Consider the following 18779-nt stretch of genomic DNA (forward strand, 5'->3'; position numbering starts at 1 on the left):
CCTCTTTATTTCGCTTCAAGAATGGTTAATCCTTCATGAACCAGCTCCATGGTTTCAATGGCCACTTCATTAGCATCTGCTTTTAGGTCTGTTGACTGAACCTTACTTGGCCATGCGTTTTCCAAAATCCAAGTAATAATAGGCTCATGATCTTCTCCTAATAATTTAATAGTCACTGGACGTCTATATACAGAACCAGTGGTATTTCCTTCTTGAAATTGATACGTTTTTTGCCACTCTAAAAAGAAAGCAAAATCCCCTTGAAACGTACCTCTTTTTAAGGTAACATTACTATATTTAGTAAGTCCGGGTTGTTTCGTTTTGTTATACTTTTTATTATTTCCTTCTCTATATTCGATAACTTCTGTCTCAAAATCTAATCCACTGACTTCTGTAAATCCTATACGAAAATCATCACCCCATTCTACTTGAAAGTGAAACTTTGGTAATGGATAATCTCCTATTGCTGCCATAATATTAATTTTAGATTCATTTTAAATTTTATTTACCTTCGGCTGCTTTTGCCGCTTTTATTGCTTCCGTCAGACTATTTTTACGAGATAAAGCTTCATCGCTTTCTTTTTTCTTTATGGTCCACTCCTCTTTAAACTCCTCGGTTTTTGTAACCGCAATACCTAATGCTTTTTCTATTTCTTTATAGTATTCGGTATACTTAATTGGGAATTCTGGTTGTGGTTTTGCTGCTTTATCATCACACGGATACATGTTTTTGTCATGGTCCTGATCAGGAGAGCAGTGCATTTCCTCTACGATATCTCCCTTAAATTCATCTAGAAGCTTCTTTATTTTATATTCTAACCCATGTTCTTCGCAGATATATGCATAGAGTAAATTGGCACATTTAAGTGATTCTAAAAGCTTCGTTATGATGGCATCTTGTAATTCGGCAATCATCTTGATTTTTTCTTCGTATACTTTGATACATTTAATCACTTCGTCTTTGTCTTCATCCTTAAGACTCTTAAGACATTCTACGGCTTTAATTAGTTCTGTAGTAAGATCCAGAAGACCTTCTTTACCTTGCTCATAGGTGTATAAACAATCAAACATTGATTTTACCAGGCACAAAAGTTTTCTTAATGAACCACTAGTACACTTTGCATTTTTACAAACCTTTAATACTTGCTGATAAAAAAAATCAAGATCAACAACAATATCACTGGCTTTTTCGTCTGATTTCTCAATAAGGTCAAACCATTTATCCAACTTATCCTTCCAATTATAAGAATTGGTATACTTTTCTTTTCGTTTATCGGCTTCGGCAGATTTCTCGTTATATGTGCGACATGCTTCGGCAAATTGATCCTCCCATTTTGTTAAGCAATTTTTACCTCCGTTATCTCCATTACCTCCATCATCTGTGCAACAACGATCATCTATCAAAAATTTTATATTATCCATAATTCTATTTTTATATCATTATTTATATGAAGTATCTATCAATCCTTATCTTCTGTTTGCTGCTTCTTTTTTCTCTCATCATGATCATCATCATCACAGTTATCATCTTCTTCACAATCACAGGAAAGGTCTAAAGGTTCGTCCTTGCATTCTCCTTCACAAATAAATTTTCTTGTGGCATATAATCCTTTTTCTTTAGTTCCTTCAAGGTATAGGTTACAAGTAACTTCTGCGAGCTCTTCTACGATAACATTCAATTCATCTCTATAGGTGGCCACATCTTTCTCGGTTGTTTTGATGTTTTCTGAAATAAAGTCTTTAAATGTTTTCATTGTCTCAATAAGTTTTGATGCAAAACTCTTAAGACCACAGGTATTAATAAAGGTTTGTATACCAGCTACATTAACTGTAGAATTAAATGCATTTTGGCCTTTGGCCGCTAGTATTGAAGTTTTATCAGTTATATTTTTTAAAATTTTGTAAACCTCCTTGATTCTTTGCCACTCTGCTTTATTCCCTTTTCTCTCTGCTCCATTTTTAGGCTCAGGGATACAGTCTTTGATACAATTAGCCATTGCACATGCGGCATCATTAGCTTCTTTTATCTTCACCCGTAGTTCATTAATCAATTTAGACGATTCATTAATAAGTTTTTCTAGGTCGTCATCTTTCTTGCAGAAATCGTCTACATTTTTTTGAATGATCTCGGTTTTCTTATAGTTTTTTAATACTATACAGCTCATTAAATCTTGGTAGACATCATAAGATTCCTCGGCCTTATCGAGGCAACATATTTTGTACCCTCGGGCTATTTCTTTAGAATCTCTTTTTGTCGTATAAGCAGTGTATGAACTCTCTGCTGTTTTTCTTTCGTTTTCAATGACCTTTTGTATGTCACATATATTTTTTTCGGGATTTGGTATAGTACTATCATTCCCATTCATGTTTGCCATTTTTCTACTATTTTAAAGTTATTTATCGTTTCTTAATACTATTCTGATAGCATTTTATGGCTAAATCTCAGGATGATAAATTCTGCAGGTCTTACTACAGCCATTCCGATCTCTACTATCATTCTACCTTCCCAAATATCAACCTCATCCATGGTTTCATTTAGTCCAACTTTTACAAAAAACGCTTGCTCGGGCGTAGTTCCCATTAGCGCACCTGCTTTCCATTGTTGTACTAAAAAATTATCAATCATAGACTTAACTCTTACCCAGGTGTTTAGATCATTAGGTTCGAAAACAAATTGTATGGATGATTTTTTTACAGATTCTTCTACCATATTGAAAAACCTTCGAACCGAAATATATCTCCATTCGTTACTATTTCCTGCCATGGTTCTGGCTCCCCAAATAATGGCATTCCCTCTACCCACGAATGAGCGTATTACATTTACTGATTTACCTGCATTTACATCCACATTTAAGCTTTCTTGCTGCTTATCTGTTATTTTTATGACTGGCCTAATCACGTAATCCATGTTTACATTTGCTGGTGCTTTCCATACTCCTCTTGAGTTATCTACACTTGCATATTGACCCACAACTCCGGGAGACGGAGGCATCTCCATGGGTAATGTTCTTAACGCATTCTGAGCCTGGAAATACAAGGCATTGTTTTTGGTCTTTAGCTCTTCTAATGTACCTGCTAGTGACCCATCGCCCCCTGCATGCACAATAGTAACTCTTGCATCACCTTCTCCTTCACCACCATAATAGTAATCTAGTATAGTCTCTACGTTTGGAAAATATGTTGCGCCGTATTTTATAGTATCTTCTTCTGGCGAAGTATTATTTCGCATGGTATCAATATTTGCCAATAAATCTGGCTGCGTAGGATCTAACCAAATATCCATTACCGTAAAACGATCTTTTAATTCTTGACACATATCCATAGATTCGCCAAAAAGATTGTAGAAGTCTGAAAAATTATCAAGCCCCTGGGCATCTGGATATACATATAATGTAATTTCATCTACTTTTTCTGTAGCGTCTAATCCTGTTTTAAGGTCAGCAAAATTAACGATGCCTGTTGTATAATCTCCAACAGAAACAATCCAACAAGGACCTCCTCCATTGGCAAAAAACATTTCTAAAGAATATTGCATTATATATTTTGCCTTTTCTCCTATCGATGCTTGCACATTAATAGGAACTCCTAATGTTTCGGTGATAAGTACCGAAAGGTTTTCTTCAGGAATAGGTTTTCCAAAAAAACGTTCATACTCTAACATAGAGCTAATTCTTTTAGGCTCGTTTAGCAATGCAATCCCTCTATCATCCACAGCTTTTTCTGTATAACCGATAAAAGCAGGAATTGCAGTTTCTACTTGAGCAATCGACGGCGGAAGTTTTGGAATTTCTTCTATATAAACTCCTGGTGTTTTGTAATTCATAATATCATTTTTATAAAAAGTTCCATTTAATTATTCAATAATCTATTCGATTGATTAATAAAGATCTCTGAGAAAATTCTTTCTTTCTCTATTTTGATGGATGACATTCGGGGTGGTGGCAGCATCAATGTTGTTCCGTTTATAAAAGGCACTAAAGTCTCTGTTAAACCTTTGGGTTTAAGGGAAATTAATTTTTCGGGTTGATGTTCTAAAAAAGTGGCAGTGGCTGCAATTTCTGGAGCACTAAAATCTCCTTCTCTATTATACCTCCAATAGGTTCTTCTATTTTTAAATCGTACTTCGAAAACAGGGTGTGTAATTTTTTCATCTAATGCGTTAATTCTGGTTTTCAGAAAATTGTCTGCATCCAAAAGACTGTGCGGAGAGTCTTGTTCATCAAATCGAATATCTACTATCGCAAAATAATTTTTATCGTAAATGGTACTATTTAAATTGATTGAATGTGCTACTTCTGGCACTCCACCTGCTTTTACTTTAAGAGTATAGAAACCCTCCGGAATCAAATCAGAGTTTTCATTATTTTCATCAACCCTAGTAAAATTTAAAAAAACACCTTCAAGAACCTCAAGACCAGTTATACTTATTGTTTTTAACTCTGTATTACTTTCGTCTTCTAATACAAAATCGACTTGTGTAATATTTTGCTCTTTTTTGAATGTATAATTAAAATTGTGAGGTAACAGTACTCTATCTGCATTACTAATAAAGCGTTTATCTGTTATATCTTCCCAATGACTTGGATCATTACCATCTGTATATTGCAACGCCTCTCTGATTGTTCCTCCAAAATCTGCTAATGCACCCATTTCATATTGCACTCCGTCTTGATGAGGATTTACTTTGTTTGAAATCGGAAGTGATGTATACGGAAATGGTGTTTCATCAAATTCTTCTTTATCTTTATTAGTGAAATAATAAATTGAAGGAAAAGGGGGTCTTAAACTTATGTTACTAATACTATTAAAAAAAGAAACAGAAGGTTTGATTGAAAAAGTAAGATTAATATCACTATCAAACTCCAAACGAGGTTTGTATACTGTTTCTCCTGCTTGATTTTCAACAATCACTTCGGTACCTACGATAAAACCCAAAGCCGTTTTTGCCAGTATCAATTTATAGTTATTTAATATTGATTTTGTTGCTCCAACAGGCTCAATTTCGAATAGACTTCTTATATCGTATAGACCGTTTTCCAACTTTCTTGCTATTAGGTTTTCTTTATCAATTTTACTTTTATCAAAAAAGGAAACAATAGAGGGAGTAGCATCTACCGTAGTAAGAAAATAATCGTGTAGTATTTGTACCTCAAATAACCTTTTAAATATTATGACATCTCTCATCCTAGCATTCGTTTGTTACCTGTTGATTATTAACTATTTCTTCTATCACAGGAGCTACCTGACCTGAATTCTCTTTAATACTAACCAGCCTGATCTTGTACATTGCAAATGGCACCTGTTTCCCACCCAATGATCCCCATAAATGATTGATTTGCTCAAAGGTTAGCGTATATAGTTCTACATTAAGTTTTAATTCATCTTTGTTTTCTTGAGGAATATTGTTATCCATAGAAATTGTAGTAAAAGGGGAGTTTTTGACTGTGAAGCTTTTTTTTGCCTGAAAGAATTGAATTACCAAGGACAATCTGCTCAAAGCAAACTCATAGGCGTCTTGTAAATCCTGTCCAAGAGTTGACGATATAAGAATATAGAGGTTTAAAAAAACGGGAGGCTCAACATACTTTATAGTATTTGCGCTTCTAAAAACATTACTGCTGTTTTTTAGAGTACTCTCCTCTTCTGTATTAACCAGGGTAATAACAATTTTGTTATTTAAATCTGCCTGACTATCACTTTCCATTAAAGATATGTTATGCAAAATTATATCATCCTGGGTAATAGAGTCTCCAGGTGTTCTATTCTGAAAAACATAATTGCTTAACTCGTCTCTTATCAATTTTAGCGCTAACCCAATCATAGATAAATATTAAATTCAAAACTTATGATTGATTTGTGGGGTAGCAAATCAAATTAACTTCAGAGCAAAAGAAATTCTGAAGCTATTAATGCTAATTAGTAACTCTTTAGGATGTTTACGTTTACGAAAGTCTAAGGTTCAAAAAAAAAAAGAGGAAATCAATCCCTAAAAATGGGGATTTTATATGTAAAACATTAATTAACAATTAGTTAACACGGTGTTAAAACTATAGTTCTAATACTTTTGATGCTTTCTTTATCAACTGTGCAGTATTCTTTACTCTAAACTTTTGTATAAGATGTTTACGGTGCGAAATCGCAGTATGATTACTGATAAAAAGTTTCTCGGCGATTTCCTTAGATGAAAATCCATCGGCAATAAGTTTGAGCACTTCTTCCTCTCTAGAGGATATACATGTAAGTTGGTTTTTTAAAAAACTTCTTCCGCGATGTCCTCCATTAATTTTAACACAACGTTCTATCTCTTCTTTTTCTGAAATATCAAAAAAATAATTAAGTGCAAACATTTTGTTTTTCAATTTATAAATCAAGATTTCGTGCTTAATACAAATCTCATCTCCTTTATCATTATTAATATGATATTGAAGTGTTATTATATCTCTTACAAGTGGAGTAGTAAAGAAATTAAAAATTTTACTCCTTACCTGTGAAACTTCGTGAGGAACAATTAAAGAAAACCAAAATTGCCAACCTTCTTTAATAAGACTATAGGGATCAAAACCTATAACTTTCTTAAATATTTTATTGCAATATAAGAACCTGTCTTCTTCGATAAGGTATAAACCAATGATTAGATTTTTCGAATCATTACAAGTATTGAGTATTTTAGAAATTTCGGTCGTGAAGATCGGCTCATCTATGCAGTGAGCTACATAATAATTGTGGTCAGGATTCATAAGAGTATTTTGTTTTGTGTGAAAAAATTAAGTGGCTTTAATTTCACATAAAGTTGGAGATTTATTTTTTTAAACACAAATAACTTATGTACATATTCCCCTACTTTTAATTAAAAACATTTCTGTTATTAACACCCTGTATTGCAAAAAGATAAGCTCATAAAATCATACATTTTTTTTAAGAAATTCGATACAGTAGAAATCCGTTTACAACAAACATTATAGCTCAAAAACTAGTCCCCTCTCTCAAAACCCCTATCGAGAAAAGGGTTTAGAATCTAGTGTGATACATCGGTAAAGGGTTTTTTCTCTAAATCATTTTAAGCAAATTAATTGATTACCTTACCTTTGGCAATTAAATATATGGTTTTCAGTCAACTAAATTCTTGTTTTAAAATCGAGTCAAAAAGAAATATAAAAAAATTAAATTTTAATAAAACAGCCACCAAAAATTAGAAAAAACCCCTGTAAAAAAAGGGGTGATTACCCCTTTAAACAATAGCCGTTCAAAGTGTATTATCCCTTTTTTCTCTGCTGCAGGCCTTAGCGTTTATGGTTTCCTTATTATGAAAACAAAATACAGTGCACCACACTATAAAACAAATGCTATACATACAACTAATAGCGAGGTAAAATCCCAGTTTTCAGGGAGAGCATTACACATAAGAATTAATACATTTGCCTATGTTTAAATTAATACAACACGCTTTTCTATATATACTCTTGATTATACCATTAGCCATTAGTGCACAGGTTAATGATAATAACATTCCATACGCTTCTAACGAGGTAATTATCTTCAATGAGGAAGAGGAACAGATTGACAAAGCCTATACGCTTCTTAACGCAAACGATAAAAGAGTGTATACAATTGCACATGAGTTTCTTAAGACTTTAAAATCAAAAAGATCCTTAATAAATACTAATTTAATATTGGCCCACTATTTCAAAAATAAAGCCCTTATAGATTCATCCATTTTTTATGTTAATAGATCTTTAAAATATACTATAGTTAATGACTCTGTTCAAGCTCGTTTGCATACTTCGGCATATAATATATTAGCGGTTAACTATATAAATAAAGGCTTATTTGAGGAAAGTAAAAAATGGCGTCTAAAAGGAATTGAAACCGCAGAAAAATTCAATGAAAAATACTACTATTACTTACATACTCATGGTTTAGCCAGAGTGTATTTTGAGATTGATGATTTAAAAAAAGCTTTAGAGCTTTTTAAAAAATGTCTTCAGTACAAAAAGGAAAAAGAAATAATTTATGGCAGTTACATTAATATAGGAGCTATTTATACCAAAATGCAGGATTTTGAATCTTCTGATGAATATTATAAAAGAGGACTTAAATTAGCTGAAAAAGATAATGCAATACGGGCATTGGCATCAATTAAATTCAATCTGGCTTCAAACGCACAATATCAAGGTAAACTAGATGAGGCTATTTCTCTTTATAACGAAACTATCAAAATAGCCGAAGAATATGAGCTTCATCAAATCAAGCTTATGGCCCAGATGGACATCGGCAGTGTATTAATTGATCAAAAAAAATATCAGGAAGCACAGGGTATTTACATCAATGCCCTAGAAAACGCAATTGAATTGGGTTATTTAAATCAGCAATTATTTGTTTATGAGAACCTTAAACAAATTGCAATAAATCAATCAGATTACAAAAGCGCATTTCATTATGTTTCTCAATATTTTAAAGTCAAAGATTCGATAGGTAAGCTACAAAAGGATAAAGAAATTAATGAGCTGGAGGTAAAATTTAATACACTACAAAAAGAAAAAGAAATAAAATTCTTGCAAATAGAAAATAGGAACAGAACATTAGAACTAGCCAATCAGGAAAAAGCCTTTAGAAATCTAAAATTTGAACAAGAAATTGAGAAAAAGGAGGGTGAAATCCGAAAAAAAGAAAGTGAAAACAAAATTTTATCCTTCAAGAATACTACAGAAAAAACGCAAACTGAAAATATTCTATTAAAAAAGGATCGGGAACTCAAACAAGCCGAACTAAAAATTAACGAAGCCAAACTAACACGAGAAAAGAGTATTAAAAACACCATTCTATATTCCTTTTTGATCATTCTTATTCCTATAATTGGCTTATTGATTATTTATTATCAAAAACTTCAGACGCAGAGTGAATTAAACAAAAAACAAGAAGAAATAAATCAAGAAAAGATTTCCTCTTTAATGAAGGATCAAGAGTTAAAAGTTATTAAAGCCTCTGTAGAGGGCCAAGATAAAGAAAGAAAACGTATCGCACAGGAGTTACATGATAGTATTGGAGGGAATCTGGCTGCAATAAAATTACAGTTAAATAATACGATAACGAATAAAAAACAAGATGGGTTAAAAGCAATCAATAATCAGATTGATGACACCTATGAACAAGTTCGTAGCCTCTCGCATAATTTAATCCCAAAAAAATTTATTAAAAATAATTTTTGTGATGTACTCGAAGAACATATTAATAACATAGGAGGAGTTAGCAATCTTAATACTTCTTTTGTTGGATATCCGAGAAAAAAGATTGATCTTCTTGAAGAAAATATGCTAGTCGAAACTTTTAAAATCATTCAAGAACTTATCACCAACACAATTAAACATTCTAAAGCAACATCAATAGAACTACAGCTCAATTTGGTAGAAAATGTATTGAGCATTTTATTTGAAGATAACGGGATAGGGTTCGAAATGAAAGAAAATACAGATGGAATAGGATTCAGGAATATAAAAAGCAGGTTAAAAAAAATATCAGGAACTTTACATATTGATTCCAGGATCAAAAGAGGCACCATTATCAACATAGAAATTCCCAACTTGACGACTATACATGAAATATAATTTAATCATAGCTGATGATCATAAGATGTTTTTAGATGGATTACTAAGCATTCTTAATTCTGAAGACAAGTATACGATTATACTTACGGCAAAAAACGGAAAGCACGTTACCAAATATCTGGACATAAATCCCGACGAAAAAATCGATCTCATTATTACAGATATCACCATGCCAGAAATGGATGGAATAACGCTGAATAAAATTGTAAAAGAAAAAAATAGTACCATCAAAACCTTAATAGTGAGCATGCATAATGATCCAGAAATGATTGATAACCTTATCAAGCATGATGTAGATGGGTATGTGCCAAAAAATGCCGAAAAAGAAGAACTTCTTAAAGCCATTCAAACCATAATAAAAGGAGAGAAATATTTTTCTAGAGAGATCACTGATATTTATATGAAAAACAAATTCTCTAAAAAGAAAGAAGAAGAGATTAAATTAACGCAACGAGAAATAGATGTAGTTACTCTAATTGCAAAAGAATTCACTACTCAGGAAATTGCAGATACATTATTCTTAAGTAAACATACGATAGAAAGCTATAGAAAAAACCTAATTGCAAAACTTAATGTGAGAAATCTGGCAGGATTAACAAAATACGCCTTGAAAATGAAGTATATAGAACACTAAACTACATTTCGATACTCCATCTAAAAATCTACTCTAAAACAATCGCTTAAGATAATTGTTGCGAATTTTTCTTATTCTATGTTTGAACACATCCTACAAAATAAAGAGATTTTCGTAGTTAGTTCATTAGATCAGATGGACTTATGGCGAATTCTTTTTTGAAACACTTAGAAAAGTAAGAAGGGCTAGAAAAACCTGTTTGAAAGGCAATTTCGGCAATAGTATCTTGCTGACTCAATATTAGTTCTTTGGCGTGATGTAAACGTACAGACGAAATCAATTGATTAGGAGATTTATTCGTGATAGCTTTAAGTTTGCGCTGTAATTGTCGCTCACTAACTCCTATTTCTTTACAGAGCATTTCTACACCAAAATAGTCATTGCTCAAATGATTATTGATGTTTTGCAGCACTTTTTTTAGAAATGAATCATTTTGCGGAAGCTGCTTATTTTGATCAATTCTATTGGTATTTATGTCCCTGGGCTTATTGGCTACGGTAAATAGTAAAAGAGGTTCTCCCGATTCGGTTTTAAAAATTGTTTTGCTTGGTGTAAAACTCACACCCGCTCCTACCAGTAAATTTTTTACAGTTTGGGTTAATTGTATTTGGTTAGGTATAGGTTCCTTATGTATTGATGCAGCAAAATCTTCTGTTTCTTCACATATACAATTCCTTACCAGACATTCTTTAATATGAATACCAATAGTCAATTGTGCATTCATATCCCGAATAGCATCAACCAAATCAATACTGCAATGAACAGCCTTACTGGGGCCTTCAAAAGTAGCAGTAAATGTTTCTGTATTATATTCAACTATATTCCCTCTATATTGTTTTACATATTGTCTAATCAACTCCTGATGTTCTGGGTTATTTATTTCTGAAGATATAATGCGCCCAACCATTATAGTAAAGAGTTGTTTTTCATAAAATAACTCTGGCTTTACATTTAAGATAAAAGCCTTCATCTCTTCTAAAATCTCATCAGTATTGCCCGTCCAAAACAGATGATCACTACCTTCAAATTCAACAAATTTTGCTCCCGGTATACGTTCGGCTACAAAACGTCCTTCTTCAATTTTTACATCAATGTCATGAGTACGTTGCAGGATTAAGGTGGGAACTTTTATAGAGTCTAAAATGTTAATGATATCTACTTCTGTATTCATTTTTGTTAACATCAGGGCTGCACTCGGGCTGGCTCCCGAACGAAAATAATTAGCCAACCAATCCATAAATACACTATCGTTTGCTTTAGAAGGAGCTAGCGATTCTAGGTTCATCTCTCCGCTTCCCCAACTATTTTCAATCATATCATAAACAACCTGACGCTCTTGGTTTGTTGGTGCCCAAGGATATTCAGGAGCATATATACGTTTGGCAAATATCCCAAAAGCAATCAGCGAAATAGTTCGGTTTGGATATGTCGCGGCAAATAAGGCAGAGACCGACCCCCCTTCAGAATGTCCGAACAAAACTGCTTTTTGAGAGCCTACTGCATCCATCACGGCTCTAATATCCTCCATTCTTTCTTCTAAGGTAGGAAACCCTACAACACGATCAGAAAGCCCTGTTCCACGCTTATCAAATAGAATAACTCTGGCTACTTTTCCTAATTCCTGTAAAAAATTAACCAGTTCTGGACAAGTCCACATCCAATCAATATTAGAAACCCATCCCGGAATATAAACCAAGTCTATAGAACCTGAGCCAAAAACCTGATATGCAATATTGAGGTGGCCATTTTTAGTATATTTAGTATCCGGTTTCATAAAATATATCCTATTTTTTTAATTTGATAAAACAGTATCATGGTTTTTTTGAGTGAAAATTATAAATAGTAAATAACCTTATCTAAAGTTGGACATTACTTTCACGTATTTAACAAAAAGTGATCTTAAACAAAGAAATGTATAAGGAACCTACATTGCAAAAAAAAGAGGGTAGCAAATGAGTATCAAACAACGTAATTTGCTCAATTTTAGCATTTTAAAATGACAATAAGATATTCCTTACAAAATAGGGCTCTTATAAATTAAAGAAGATATGAGTTTAATCAAAAAACTGTGTACAAGGAATACTTTTAATACCTTATAACGTAATATTTTTATTTTCAATAAAAGCAATAATATCTTGTTTAGAGCCTAAACCAAGTTTTTTACGAATACGATATCTTGAAGATTTTATAGCCGCTACTGTATTGTTTTGAAGTTTACTAATTTCTGTGGTACTGAGCTCCATTTTCATAAGACAAAGGAGCTCCTTTTCCTTTGGTTTTAATTCGGAAAAATGTTGATCAAGTAGTATTTTAAAATCAATATTTACCTGATCGAGGTAAGTCTGTAGACTTAAAGATGATTTTTTAGAACCTTTCTCTGATAATAATGAAGCAGATATGGAGCGTAATGCAGACTTGCGTTCTCTCTCATCCTCTAAAGCAGTAACTTGCTTAATATCATCTATTGTACTATTAAAGACTTCTTCTCTAACAGAGCTTTCTACCACCACTTTTTTAAGTTCTCGTTCTCGATGTGCGAGTGCCAAGTCCGTTTTTAATTTTTCAACCTCTGCTAGCTCAACTTTATTTACAGCAAGCTCTAGTTTTTGTTTATTATTTTTTCTAATAAAATAGATTAAAAACAAAGCTGCCAGAACCGTAATAACGAGTAACCCTAAATACAATTTCTTTTTAGTAGATTCATTCTTGAGGTTTATGGCGACTAGCTCCTTTTCTCTCTTATATTGATATGCAAACTCTAAATCGGCAAAACGTTTTGTTGTACTTTCCTTTACTAAAGAATCTTTGTACTTATCTTGAATTAAAAAAGCCTGATAAGACTCTGAATATTTTTTATCATTATATGCAATTCCAACTTTAGCACGATATGCCGACTGTATTAAAAATAAAGCGTTCACCTTTTTTGAAAAGAAAATAGCACTATCTATATGCGCATTTGCTTTGCTATACTCTTTTTGTTTGTCATATACTTTTGCCAGACTAGAATGGTTATGTGCTCTTATATTATATGAAGTCGGGTCTAACTGTTTTAAGTTTTCTCTATAAATGTTGCCGGCTAGATCGTATTTTCCAGTATTGGCATAGGAACTAGCTAAATTTCCCTTTATTTGTAGTCTAAGCGCCTTAGAGGTGTCAGCTTCTATAGCTTTTTTGTAATAATACCTGGCAGAATCCGTCTTTTCCTGTTTACCAAAAATTCTTCCTATTCGATTTAGAGTAAGCGCTTGCCCACGAGCTGACTTTGCCTTTTCATGAAATATTAATGCACGTCTATGAAATCGTTTTGCTTTCTCAAAATCCATTTGTCTTGAGTAAATATTCCCTAGATTACTTAAAGCTCTTCCTACAATCATATCATACTCGATCTCTGTTGCAATATCTAAGGCCTCATTTGCATATTGCAAGGCTGCTGCAGTATCTTGAAGGTTTAAGGATACGCTTGACAGACTATACAACAATTCTGCTTCTTGCTTTTGATAATGATAACCATTATATCCTTTATCCTTAATGATTTTATGAACATCTAGAAAGATTTCTTTGGCAATATTGCCGTCAAAATAGGCTAATTGACCTGCCAGTTTTAATCTAAGTGCTAACCGTAAAGAATCTGAATCTGCCTTTTCTATTTGTAGTTTAGTTGCTTCTATCTTTCGAGTACGTGCATCTGTAATATTATCTTTTACTTGAGAATAGGAAAAAAGAGAGATGAAAAATAGCAGTGGGAATAAAATTCTAGTTTTCAAAATAGAGGGATTTTAAATACAATTATTATTGACACTTTAACTTTAGCTAAAATACAACTTCATGCTATAATTGATATAACACATTTGTATTTTCTAAATTAAATATCATTAAATAATTAATCTTTTGGTGCTTTTACGAAACTCGGTTTCCCCAAAGCCTATAGAAAACGTTTTTATTCCCCCTTATTGAACTTACTAGAAAGATTCTAATAGTAATAAAAGCAATGCTATCATCCTTAGCATCTACAATCCAATATTCAAAATCAATAGTATTAAGAAGGTCTACTTTTATTGTATCTCCAGCAAAGCTTCATAGTTTTTATACTTTTGCTATTTGCCTAAAGTTATAAAGAAACCCCAACTAAAACCCCTGCCCCAACTCCGGCAACGCCTATGAGTATTTTTTCGAAAACAGTTTTTCCTTTTTGTCGTCTCGTAGCTTTTTCAACAAGCTCTAGGCTGTTCGTTGCTTTCTCAAGACTATTTACGGTATAATCAAGAGCTTTTTGTGTATGGTTTAAGGTTACCTGAGTTTTTTTATACACGATTTGATCCAAACTATCACTTTTGGCAAAATTGGTTTGTAATCTACCCTCTAGATCTATGTTTCTACGAAGTGTTTGTGTGTACTTTTCTACAAGTTCTTGGGTCATCTTATCTTGGTTAATCGTACTTTGATACACATTTTTGATTGCCAAAAAGGATTTTTTATTTACCAAATAAATATCGGGCGTTCTAAATACGTAGAGGCTATCTTTTTTTACCGTAAGAGGTTCTCCTAAACGATTGGCATACGACTCGGGGATTTCGATGATGTTTAAAGAATCTATTTCCTGACCAAAAGTTGCAGAAACTGTTGCGATAAAGAGAATGAGCATTACTATTTTCATGTGTTTTTAATTTATGATAATGATAACACCAAAGCTTATGGATCTAAGCCAAAAAGGCCCTCTAATACTACACGGTCTTTAGCCAATCTATCATTAGTGCGTTGTATAGAATCCTTAATACGTTGTAAATCTGTCCAATCTTTAGCATTTTTTCTTTTAAATGAAAGTATCAAAGAGTCTCGCCTATGAATGATCAAATCTTTTTGAGCCTTCATCTGCACAAATTCTTTCTTAGAGTTTTCTAATTGAAACTTCGTCGCGGTTATAACATCTTTCGATATGTTTAGTTCTTCTTTTGCCTTGTTTAGTTCTACTGTTATGGTTTTCCAATTCGCATTAGAGTTAAAGATCAAATAACCAATCGCGATTAAAAATAGTAGCGCAATGACCTGAAGAATAATACCAATATTTGTGTTTTTCATCAATTAATGATTTGATCTTTAAAAGCTTGCTTTGATCTATATATATGGTCTAAGAAAGAATCTTCTCAAAGTAGTGTATGCCGTATACTATAGAACAGTCGTTATTTTAAAATTGTACTATTTTTTTTCAATTTTGATGGTATATTTTTCTTTGTACAAAATGATCAGGTTACAAAAAGAGATCATAAACCCTGCAGAAAACAAATAACACAAAAATAAAAGCACCATTAGCTGTACTCTATTGAATAGGATACTTTGTTTGGTCCAGGCTTTTTCGGGGTCACCTAGCAAGATCATCATCTTTTCGTTTCGGGCTGGTAAAAACCCATGTGATGTTTTAAATGACTCAAATGGATCATTATCCACCATTTCATTACCTATCACAATATCCATTTCGAGATAGGGTAATGTTTTAGCTTCTCGAGCAAAATGATAGGTAGCATAAACTGTTATAAAAAAAATGATAAACTCAATAGACAAACGGGTCCACTTTATAATTGATTTATTTTTTAGTGAATATAATATTAAGAACCCCGCGAGTACCGTGGCTATAAACACTCCAAATTTCATTAAAAAGGCCGTGTTTTCGTCTGATGCATGCCAAGATGGCAAGGGTATAATAAACGCTCCGGTTACCGAAGCAATCCAGGTACTAAGCAGCGTAATCTCTTTCCAAACTTCTTTTATTTTAGTAACCAGCATTGTCATATTATTTAGGTGTTTTTAAAACCAATTGTTTCACTTCTTCTACCCCGCTGCTCATGATAAGGTGTAATTCTGCCTCTCCTACGCGGTCTTCTTTTTCTAACCAAAATAAATAATACCCCGGCACAAAATCCTGAGATGCCTTTTGTGTGGGTTTATTAAATCGAAAGCGCTTAATATTTAATTCTTTTTCATAGGATAGTTTTCCGAAAACAAAAAAACCTTCATCCTCGCTAGAATCAACAGTCACCTTGATCTTGGTATTGGCATCGTTTTTAGCACTGCTGTTAATTGATTTTAATTTGGCATCAAAATCCAGATATATAGCATTTAAAATAAAAGTTTTATCATCTATGGCATCAAAATCTTTATCCAAACGCTGTACTGTTTTTTGTGCCTCTCGTAATGTTTCTAAATAATTTACGGTGAGTTTATATTTTTCATTGCATTTTACCAGAACAGGAAATAATTCTTTACTCTTTGCTTCTAGTTTGTTATATGATACTATAAGATCATCATCTTTTGTTGCTGGTATTTTTTCTGATAAACTTGTTATCGCTTTTTCTGTTGTTGACAAGACTATAGAAAGGTCATTATCTTTTGAAGCATACTGTGCACAGCTATATACAATAACTGAAATACAAAGAGCCCATATAAACTTGAAGAAATTTTTCATATCCAGAGGGTTTAATTTTTTTGTCGATAGTTTGGTATACCAACCCTATCATCAAAGTTACATGTATAGGGCACCATCATACTATCACAAATACGACAAATTCGAGTAATTTCCCGACCTTATCGTTGTCTAATGGTTCTATACAAGGCCACCTATTATTTTGTTCCAATCAAAAGCCGGACCTATATCCCACTTGCCAGACGATCTGTAATTTACATGAGACACAATACCTTTAAAATTAACTAACTCATCTTCTGCCGCTGTACTATATCGTTTATCTTCTGGTAAAAAGACTCTTGGTATATTGTATTCTGCGGTGAGGTAACGAAGTAACAGCAGTAGACTTTGGTATTGTCGTCTTGTAAATGTGGCATAGTATATTTCTCCCCGGTAAGGTGACTCAAGCTTTGTATAAAACTGTTTTTGCTTTATATCACAATACACATCGGTATCGCTATACACGGTAACTAATTTGTTGTCTATTCTTTTTAAAACACCAATGTTAGACATTTCGATACCAATAGTTCGTTTGCTACCATTGGTATTACCACCAATAGCTCCCGATCCTAAGTGGTATGACCAATAGGCAGACGACCATAAATTAAGTATGGTACCGTTTCTGGCAATAATAAACGGGGTAGATACATGGTTGTTGGGTCTGGACAAAGCAGCCACATCACCTTTTATATACCCCACTGTATAATGGAGTACAATTTGCGTTTTTGTGTTTTTCTCCTGATAATAAAACGAAGTATCTCCATTTTTTGGCCTGCAATGTATATAAGGCATTACTTGATTAGCACCTTTAATGGGCACTGTCATTTCTGATAAAATAAATTCTTTTCCGTCTGAGTCTTTTCCGGTTTCGAAAAAGGTGTTCTCGTGATTGGCGATACTAGTTGCTTTCATGCTTAAATGGGTTTACGTATAGTGATCCAAAAGTAGTGGGATACAGATAAGAAAGCTATCACAAACCCGGCAAATCAAAGCAGTTTTGCGACATAGTATGCAGGATATTCTAGGAGCAAGGATAGGGTCTTCCCCACACAACTACTCATAGTCTAGCCGTTGTGGCGCCTCCGATAGCGTCAGAATATTTCTGCTACCATCAAAGATCGGCAAGATATAAAACAGGCAAAACAAAACTCCTCAAAAAATAAAGAAGATTGCTAAGCCATAAAAACTACAAAATCGCCCTAGTTAGACAATTTTGTTATGAATAATGCTTATTTAATAACCATTCGTTTTACGTCTACTTTTTTGTGATCGGCCATTAGGCAGAGATACATACCGGATCCCAGTGCGAGTGGTTAGGTAGTGCCTAAATTACTAGTCTTTACTAGTGCGGTACCTATAGTTATTCTAAAAACGAGAATATTTTGGTGTTTATTGGCACAAAGATTTTAAAAAAATTCGTAAATTTAAATACAAGAAATTATAAATCAATAGCTTATGAAAAAACTTTTACTCCTTACATTTTTATTTCCTCTTACTTTTTTTGCACAGACAAATTACTCGCAAGAGGATATTGCCGCAGCGGCCACACATGACAAACAGTGGTTACTCACCAACACTACCAGTGGCCAAATAGACTATGCCTATGGTGTCTCAAAGATGGTACAATCTTTTATTCAGGATAAAACAAAGTGGGAAGCTAAATCTGTAACTTGCCGAACGAATTGTTTACAATGGGTGCACCAAAGTAACGTTCCTAGTAAACTAAAAAAGAGAAAAATCTCGTACAAGTTATATTATGACCAGCTGCCTACAGGAAAACGGATTAGTACTAAAGTCGTTTTTGAGGGTAATAAAGATCTTATCGTTGACTTTTTTATGAATTATTGGACCGACGATCTTGAGTTTACCCAAGGCTCACAGAGCAAAGACCACCTTGCTACGGTACGGTTTTTAACCGATATAGCTACATTGAGAATTAGTGACAATGGGGATGCTTCTATCACGGTGACCACGGGTAAAGCCAAAGATACTTATGCTACTATGATTTCTCATAATTAGGATAGCTTATTGGTATACTTTGTAAGACCCTTATTTGATGTATAATCAAGTGAGGAGTGGATATTTATGC

General features: G+C 33.2%; 17 protein-coding genes. 3 read left to right on the top strand and 14 right to left on the bottom strand.

Going from position 1 to position 18779, the window contains the following annotated elements:
* Nucleotides 1-5: 5 nt before the first annotated feature.
* From ABW637_RS00835 to ABW637_RS00865, 7 genes are all read right to left on the bottom strand, one after another.
* Entirely contained in the window at nt 6-473 is a 468-nt protein-coding gene (locus tag ABW637_RS00835; RefSeq protein WP_367582725.1) for a phage tail protein, read from the bottom strand.
* 28 nt (nt 474-501) lie between these two features.
* On the bottom strand, nt 502-1422 hold the full coding sequence (locus ABW637_RS00840) for a hypothetical protein (RefSeq protein ID WP_367582726.1): 921 nt from the start codon (nt 1420-1422) through the stop codon (nt 502-504).
* Nucleotides 1423-1460: 38 nt separating this feature from the next.
* Entirely contained in the window at nt 1461-2375 is a 915-nt protein-coding gene (locus ABW637_RS00845) for a hypothetical protein (protein ID WP_367582727.1), read from the bottom strand.
* Nucleotides 2376-2413: 38 nt separating this feature from the next.
* The gene (locus ABW637_RS00850) at nt 2414-3823 is read right to left on the bottom strand and encodes a phage tail sheath family protein (RefSeq protein WP_367582728.1); all 1410 of its coding nucleotides are present in this window, start codon (nt 3821-3823) and stop codon (nt 2414-2416) included.
* 26 nt (nt 3824-3849) lie between these two features.
* Nucleotides 3850-5184, bottom strand: a complete 1335-nt coding sequence (locus ABW637_RS00855; RefSeq protein WP_367582729.1) for a hypothetical protein — start codon at nt 5182-5184, stop codon at nt 3850-3852.
* Nucleotide 5185: 1 nt separating this feature from the next.
* Nucleotides 5186-5821 carry a Pvc16 family protein gene (locus ABW637_RS00860; RefSeq protein ID WP_367582730.1) on the bottom strand — a complete coding sequence of 212 codons (636 nt, stop codon included), beginning with the start codon at nt 5819-5821 and terminating at the stop codon, nt 5186-5188.
* 226 nt (nt 5822-6047) lie between these two features.
* Nucleotides 6048-6737, bottom strand: coding sequence for a response regulator transcription factor (locus ABW637_RS00865; protein WP_367582731.1), 690 nt, complete (start codon nt 6735-6737; stop codon nt 6048-6050).
* 684 nt (nt 6738-7421) lie between these two features.
* Here ABW637_RS00865 and ABW637_RS00870 point away from each other — a divergent pair.
* Both ABW637_RS00870 and ABW637_RS00875 read left to right on the top strand, forming a co-directional pair.
* Nucleotides 7422-9602 carry a tetratricopeptide repeat-containing sensor histidine kinase gene (locus ABW637_RS00870; RefSeq protein WP_367582732.1) on the top strand — a complete coding sequence of 727 codons (2181 nt, stop codon included), beginning with the start codon at nt 7422-7424 and terminating at the stop codon, nt 9600-9602.
* Nucleotides 9592-10236 carry a response regulator transcription factor gene (locus ABW637_RS00875; RefSeq protein WP_367582733.1) on the top strand — a complete coding sequence of 215 codons (645 nt, stop codon included), beginning with the start codon at nt 9592-9594 and terminating at the stop codon, nt 10234-10236. Before ABW637_RS00870 ends, ABW637_RS00875 begins: the two co-directional genes overlap by 11 nt.
* Nucleotides 10237-10354: 118 nt before the next feature.
* On the opposite strand, the gene ABW637_RS00880 is transcribed toward ABW637_RS00875, so the two are convergent.
* From ABW637_RS00880 to ABW637_RS00910, 7 genes are all read right to left on the bottom strand, one after another.
* A complete protein-coding gene (locus ABW637_RS00880) occupies nt 10355-12010 on the bottom strand; it encodes an alpha/beta fold hydrolase (protein ID WP_367582734.1) in 1656 nt (551 codons plus the stop codon).
* A 319-nt stretch (nt 12011-12329) separates the two neighbouring features.
* Nucleotides 12330-14000: a tetratricopeptide repeat protein gene (locus ABW637_RS00885; RefSeq protein ID WP_367582735.1), complete on the bottom strand. Its 1671-nt coding sequence runs from the start codon at nt 13998-14000 to the stop codon at nt 12330-12332.
* A gap of 344 nt (nt 14001-14344) precedes the next feature.
* On the bottom strand, nt 14345-14890 hold the full coding sequence (locus ABW637_RS00890) for a hypothetical protein (protein ID WP_367582736.1): 546 nt from the start codon (nt 14888-14890) through the stop codon (nt 14345-14347).
* Between the two features lie 35 nt (nt 14891-14925).
* Nucleotides 14926-15312, bottom strand: a complete 387-nt coding sequence (locus tag ABW637_RS00895) for a hypothetical protein (RefSeq protein WP_367582737.1) — start codon at nt 15310-15312, stop codon at nt 14926-14928.
* Nucleotides 15313-15429: 117 nt separating this feature from the next.
* Nucleotides 15430-16014 carry a hypothetical protein gene (locus ABW637_RS00900; protein WP_367582738.1) on the bottom strand — a complete coding sequence of 195 codons (585 nt, stop codon included), beginning with the start codon at nt 16012-16014 and terminating at the stop codon, nt 15430-15432.
* A 7-nt stretch (nt 16015-16021) separates the two neighbouring features.
* Nucleotides 16022-16693 carry a hypothetical protein gene (locus ABW637_RS00905; protein ID WP_367582739.1) on the bottom strand — a complete coding sequence of 224 codons (672 nt, stop codon included), beginning with the start codon at nt 16691-16693 and terminating at the stop codon, nt 16022-16024.
* A gap of 138 nt (nt 16694-16831) precedes the next feature.
* The gene (locus ABW637_RS00910; protein WP_367582740.1) at nt 16832-17602 is read right to left on the bottom strand and encodes an N-acetylmuramoyl-L-alanine amidase; all 771 of its coding nucleotides are present in this window, start codon (nt 17600-17602) and stop codon (nt 16832-16834) included.
* Between the two features lie 543 nt (nt 17603-18145).
* Between ABW637_RS00910 and ABW637_RS00915 the strand changes: the two genes are divergently transcribed.
* Nucleotides 18146-18709, top strand: coding sequence for a hypothetical protein (locus tag ABW637_RS00915; protein ID WP_367582741.1), 564 nt, complete (start codon nt 18146-18148; stop codon nt 18707-18709).
* The last annotated feature ends 70 nt before the right edge of the window (nt 18710-18779 follow it).

Source organism: Aquimarina penaris (assembly GCF_040786285.1).
In the GTDB taxonomy this organism is placed as follows: Bacteria; Bacteroidota; Bacteroidia; order Flavobacteriales; family Flavobacteriaceae; genus Aquimarina.

What these genes read in the sequence shown, in the direction of transcription:
- ABW637_RS00835 (WP_367582725.1), bottom strand. Translation starts at nt 473, where the DNA reads ATGGCAGCAATAGGAGATTATCCATTACCAAAGTTTCACTTTCAAGTA.
- ABW637_RS00840 (WP_367582726.1), bottom strand. Translation starts at nt 1,422, where the DNA reads ATGGATAATATAAAATTTTTGATAGATGATCGTTGTTGCACAGATGAT.
- ABW637_RS00845 (WP_367582727.1), bottom strand. Translation starts at nt 2,375, where the DNA reads ATGGCAAACATGAATGGGAATGATAGTACTATACCAAATCCCGAAAAA.
- ABW637_RS00850 (WP_367582728.1), bottom strand. Translation starts at nt 3,823, where the DNA reads ATGAATTACAAAACACCAGGAGTTTATATAGAAGAAATTCCAAAACTT.
- ABW637_RS00855 (WP_367582729.1), bottom strand. Translation starts at nt 5,184, where the DNA reads ATGAGAGATGTCATAATATTTAAAAGGTTATTTGAGGTACAAATACTA.
- ABW637_RS00860 (WP_367582730.1), bottom strand. Translation starts at nt 5,821, where the DNA reads ATGATTGGGTTAGCGCTAAAATTGATAAGAGACGAGTTAAGCAATTAT.
- ABW637_RS00865 (WP_367582731.1), bottom strand. Translation starts at nt 6,737, where the DNA reads ATGAATCCTGACCACAATTATTATGTAGCTCACTGCATAGATGAGCCG.
- ABW637_RS00870 (WP_367582732.1), top strand. Translation starts at nt 7,422, where the DNA reads ATGTTTAAATTAATACAACACGCTTTTCTATATATACTCTTGATTATA.
- ABW637_RS00875 (WP_367582733.1), top strand. Translation starts at nt 9,592, where the DNA reads ATGAAATATAATTTAATCATAGCTGATGATCATAAGATGTTTTTAGAT.
- ABW637_RS00880 (WP_367582734.1), bottom strand. Translation starts at nt 12,010, where the DNA reads ATGAAACCGGATACTAAATATACTAAAAATGGCCACCTCAATATTGCA.
- ABW637_RS00890 (WP_367582736.1), bottom strand. Translation starts at nt 14,890, where the DNA reads ATGAAAATAGTAATGCTCATTCTCTTTATCGCAACAGTTTCTGCAACT.
- ABW637_RS00895 (WP_367582737.1), bottom strand. Translation starts at nt 15,312, where the DNA reads ATGAAAAACACAAATATTGGTATTATTCTTCAGGTCATTGCGCTACTA.
- ABW637_RS00900 (WP_367582738.1), bottom strand. Translation starts at nt 16,014, where the DNA reads ATGCTGGTTACTAAAATAAAAGAAGTTTGGAAAGAGATTACGCTGCTT.
- ABW637_RS00905 (WP_367582739.1), bottom strand. Translation starts at nt 16,693, where the DNA reads ATGAAAAATTTCTTCAAGTTTATATGGGCTCTTTGTATTTCAGTTATT.
- ABW637_RS00910 (WP_367582740.1), bottom strand. Translation starts at nt 17,602, where the DNA reads ATGAAAGCAACTAGTATCGCCAATCACGAGAACACCTTTTTCGAAACC.
- ABW637_RS00915 (WP_367582741.1), top strand. Translation starts at nt 18,146, where the DNA reads ATGAAAAAACTTTTACTCCTTACATTTTTATTTCCTCTTACTTTTTTT.